Raw genomic sequence first — 5,258 nt, 5'->3', positions numbered from 1 at the left:
GAATGTAGATGACCGGTGCTCTCAGTGCATCATGTAGTTAAAAGACTAACACAAGTTTTTTCGATGAATGGTTTAGGTAAATGTGTTCATATTAATTAATATCGGCTACATTTGAATCAAACATAAACAAAACGTATCCTAACTTTCATGGTTTCCTTCAACAATATTCTCAATAAATACCGCAAAAACTCCCACTCAGAACGTGACAAGGGCGACCGTTTTGAACGCTTAATGCAGGCTTATTTACAAACCGATCCGCAGTATGCGTACAGGTTAAAAAAAGTTTGGTTATGGAATGAATTTCCGGGAAAAAAAGAACTTGGTGGTGCCGATACGGGAATTGATTTAGTAGCACTTTCCATTGAAGGTGAATACTGGGCTATTCAATGTAAATGTTTCGCAGAGGGTACAACAATTGATAAGCCAGCGGTTGACAGTTTCTTATCTACATCTAGCAGACATTTTAAAAACGAAGAATTAAAAACCATTGGGTTTTCACAACGTCTTTGGATCGATACAACCGGAAAGAAATGGGGAAGCAATGCCGAAGAAGGTATAAACAACCAGCATCCACCAGTTAGCCGGCTAAGACTCCATCAATTGCAGGAGGCACCGGTTGATTGGGAGAAGCTAGAACAAGGTGTGCACGGTGAAGGCTCACGCAGCAAAAAGAAATCCATTCGGCAACATCAAAAAACCGCCATGGATAACACCAATGATGTCTTTAAACTAGCCGAACGTGGCAAGCTAATTATGGCATGCGGTACTGGAAAAACGTTTACATCACTACGCATTGCCGAAAACGAGACAAATGGAAAAGGGTTGATATTGTTTTTAGTACCATCCATTGCCTTGTTAGGACAGGCATTGCGAGAATGGGTTACAGAGGCTAATGAGCCAATCAATGCTATTTGTATTTGTTCAGACCCAGAGGTGTCAAAAAAACGAACAAAGAACGAAGATAACGATAATTTTAAAGTGATTGACCTTGCCTTGCCAGCTTCAACAAATGTCAATAACATCATAGATCAAATTAATTCAATCAAGTTAAAAGGAGAATCAGGTTTAACAGTGGTGTTTTCTACCTATCAATCTATCGAGGTAATATCTAAGGCGCAAAAAGAATTAAACAGGCAAAACACTTGTGAATTTGATTTAATTATTTGTGATGAAGCGCATCGTACTACTGGTGTGTCGTTAGCAGGTGAAGATGAGTCCATCTTTACAAAAGTTCATGACAATAATTTCTTAATGGCCAAAAAGCGTTTGTACATGACAGCAACACCACGATTGTATAGTGATGAAACAAAGAGTAAGGCGGCACAGGCTGAAGCGGTTTTATGTTCAATGGATGATACAGCTTTATATGGTGAAGAAATATATCGTATTGGTTTTGGTGAAGCTGTTGAACGCGGCTTGCTAACAGATTATAAAGTTTTAATTCTTACCCTTAGTGAACAGGACGTTCCCCCAGCAGTTCAAAAAATGATTGCGGATGAGGAAAATGAAATTAATGCAGACGATGCTTCCAAGCTAATTGGTTGTATTAATGCATTATCAAAAAAAATATTGGGTGATGCAGGTATTTTAGAAGCTAATGACCCCGAGCCGATGCGACGAGCGGTAGCTTTTTGTAACACAATAGCAGCGTCTAAAAAGATAACTTCCACATATAATAGCGCTACAACTGCTTATATTGATTCGCTTCCTGCAGAAAAAAAGGAACAGATGGTTTCCGTATCGGCAAATCATATTGACGGTACAATGTCGGCACCTGCCAGGGATGAATTATTGGGCTGGCTAAAGGCTGAAACTGACAACAACGAATGTCGGGTTCTGACAAATGTTAGGTGTTTAAGTGAGGGGGTTKATGTTCCTTCGTTAGATGCGGTAATGTTCTTGTCAGCACGTAATTCACAGGTCGATGTTGTGCAGTCTGTAGGAAGAGTTATGAGGCTTTCACCCGCCACCAAAAAGAAATATGGCTATATCATAATTCCCGTGGTTGTTCCCTCAAATATAGAGGCCAATTTAGCACTTGATGACAACGAACGATATAAAGTAGTATGGACAGTTTTAAATGCATTAAGGGCACATGATGATAGGTTTAACGCTATTGTTAACAAAATAGAATTAAACAGATCACGACCAGAACAAATTCTTGTAGGCAGACCTGAATATTCTTTTGAGGAGGGGCAAACTGTCCTCAATGATACGCAAGCACCAAATAATGCAAGTAATGATATTAGAAAGCAATTGGCATTACAATTTGAACAATTGCAGAATGTATTATTCGCCCGAATGGTAAAGAAAGTCGGTGATAAATTATATTGGGAACAATGGGCAAAAAGTGTCGCCCAAATTGCTGAAAGACAAGTTGAACGAATAACCTGCTTAATTAATAAAGAAGACACCGAACATCAACAGGCTTTTGCAGATTTTTTAAGTGGATTACAAAATAACATAAATCCATCTATATCAAAGCAAGAAGCAATAGAGATGTTGTCTCAACACATTATAACCAAACCAATTTTCGAAGCGTTATTTGAAGGGTATTCATTTGTGAAGAATAATCCTATCTCTGTGTCGATGCAGACTATGATTGAGCTTTTAGAAGGACAGGCGATTGGAAAAGATACTGAAAGCTTACAAAAATTTTATGATTCGGTAAAGATGAAAGCGAAAGACATTGATAACGCCGAAGGTAAACAACGCATTATTATTGAACTTTACGATAAGTTTTTCAAAACTGCTTTCCCGAAAATGGTTGAAATGCTGGGCATAGTTTATACCCCGGTAGAAGTTGTCGATTTTATAATTCATTCCGTAAACGATGTATTAAAAAAAGAATTTAACCGCAGTTTAAGTGATGAAAATATCCATATTCTTGATCCCTTTACAGGTACAGGCACATTTATTACCCGTCTATTACAAAGCGGACTGATAAAAAAGCAAGACTTGTCTCGTAAGTACCAACATGAAATTTTCGCTAATGAAATTGTACTGCTCGCCTATTATATCGCTGCTGTAAATATCGAAAATGCTTACCACGATATCATTGGCGAATCCGAATACATACCATTTGATGGAATTTGTTTAACCGACACTTTTCAATTAGGTGAAAGCGATGGAAGCGATAAACTTTTTTCTGAAATGTTCTCGCAAAACTCCAAACGAGTTCAGGCACAAAAAAAGGCTCCGCTTCGAGTGATTATTGGTAACCCTCCTTATTCTGTAGGACAAAAGTCTGCAAATGATAATGCAAAGAATCAAAAATATGAAAAACTAGATTATCGTATTACCCAAACTTATGCAGCACTTACGGATGCTACCAATAAAAATTCATTATATAATTCATACTTGAAAGCTTTTCGTTGGAGTGCAGACCGTTTAGATAAACAGCACGGAGGAATAATCGCTTTCATCACTAATAGTGGGTGGTTGGGTGATGGTGCAGCTGGAAACAGTGCAGACGGATTCCGCAAATGCCTAGAAAAAGAATTTTCTGCGATTTACATCTTTAATTTACGGGGTGGTGTGAGAGGTCGTTCTGGTGATTCGGCTAGAAAAGAAGGACAAAATATTTTTAATATTTTAACAGGTGTTTCTATTACGATTTTAGTTAAAAAACCAAACAATACTGAAAAAGCAAAAATTCATTATTGCGATATTGGTGACTATTTAAATAAAGAAGAAAAGCTATCAATGATAGCGAAATTTTCATCAGTTTGTAATAAAGACATGCAATGGCAAATTTTGTTACCAAACGAGCATGGCGATTGGATAAGCCATAGAAACGACGCATTTCAGGCGTTTATCGCTATTGAGCCAGACAATAAATTCAATGTCAAAACGCATTCCTTCTTTGTAGCAAGTTCAAATGGTTCGCAAACAAACAGAGACGCTTGGGTTTATAATTCTTCAAGAAAACTTCTTGAAGAAAATATGAGACAAACCATTATTTTCTTTAATGAACAAGTTAGTGGGTTCCAAGCGGCGACGAAGGAAAATAATAGCATTAAAGTGGAAAACTTTATTGATACAGATCCCGAAAAAATTAGCTGGTCCAGCAGTCTCATTTCGCACCTTTCAAGAGGAAATACCGCTAAGTTTGARCCCCAAAAAATAACGACCGCAATATATCGACCATTTTGTAAACAATTGTCTTATTTAGGTGAGAAGATGATTCATAGAAGAGGGCAGCTTGAAAGACTATTCCCCAATCATAAGTATAACAATCAGGTTATCGCAATATCTTGCGAGTATAGAAAGGATTTTTCTGTACTAATGACTGACACTTTACCCGACTTAGAGTTTGTGGGAAAATCTCAATGCTTCCCATTGTATTATTATGAAGAACGTGAAAAGCAGAGTCCGAGTTTATTTGATGGAGGTGGTGGTAGTGAATATGTTCGTAGGGATGGAGTAAGCGATTTTATATTGGAACGTGCAAAAGTTATTTACGGCAAGAACGTTTGTAAAGAAGATGTTTTTTATTACGTATATGGATTGCTTCATAGTCCCGATTACAGAGAGACTTTCGCCAATGATTTAAAAAAAATGCTACCCCGAATACCTTTGCTCGAAGACGTTAGAGATTTCTGGAAGTTTAGTAACGCTGGCAAAGCACTATCAGATATGCACATCAATTATGAAACTGTTTCAGCCTATCATGGGGTAACTCTTATTGGCACAGATACCGGGAATTACCTCGTTGATAAAATGCGTTTTCTGAAAAAAGACCAAAAGGACACAATAGTATTTAATAGTAAAATTACAATATCAAATGTCCCAATAGAGGCCTACGAATACGTGATAAATGGCAAAAGTGCAATCGAATGGATAATGGATCGATACCAAATAAAAGCTGATAAATTTAGCGGCATTAGAAATGACCCAAACATTTGGGCAACTGAAGTTGGCAATCCACGATATATTTTAGACTTATTATTAAGTGTTATAAGTGTTAGTGTTAAAACTGTTGAAATTGTTAATAGGCTACCATCGGTGAAGTTTAAATAAGGTAATATATACAAAGCTAACTCAAAGGTTAGCCATTAATTATTTTGGTTTTTGTCTAACAGAATGTAAATTACACCATGAATCTTAAACAAGCGAGGCAAGAGGTAAACAATCATAAATCAATAAAGGGCAAGAATGTTAACGATGCTGAAGTAACCCATGTTGGTATTGTTCCCACCGATAAAGATGTATTGGCGCAAATAGTTAATTGCATCCTACAAGACTATGATTATGAG

At 37.1% G+C, this 5,258-nt stretch carries 1 protein-coding gene; it reads left to right on the top strand.

Annotation, left to right across the window (positions count from 1 at the left end; translation table 11 throughout):
* Nucleotides 1-147 precede the first annotated feature (147 nt).
* On the top strand, nucleotides 148-5,022 hold the full coding sequence (locus tag AC1DQW_RS27100) for a DEAD/DEAH box helicase (protein ID WP_477456913.1): 4,875 nt from the start codon (nucleotides 148-150) through the stop codon (nucleotides 5,020-5,022).
* Nucleotides 5,023-5,258: the final 236 nt, after the last annotated feature.

The organism is Mucilaginibacter sp. P5_A4 (genome assembly GCF_056400605.1).
Note: the sequence above shows the minus strand (reverse complement) of the source record. Positions and strands in the feature narration are given on the sequence as shown.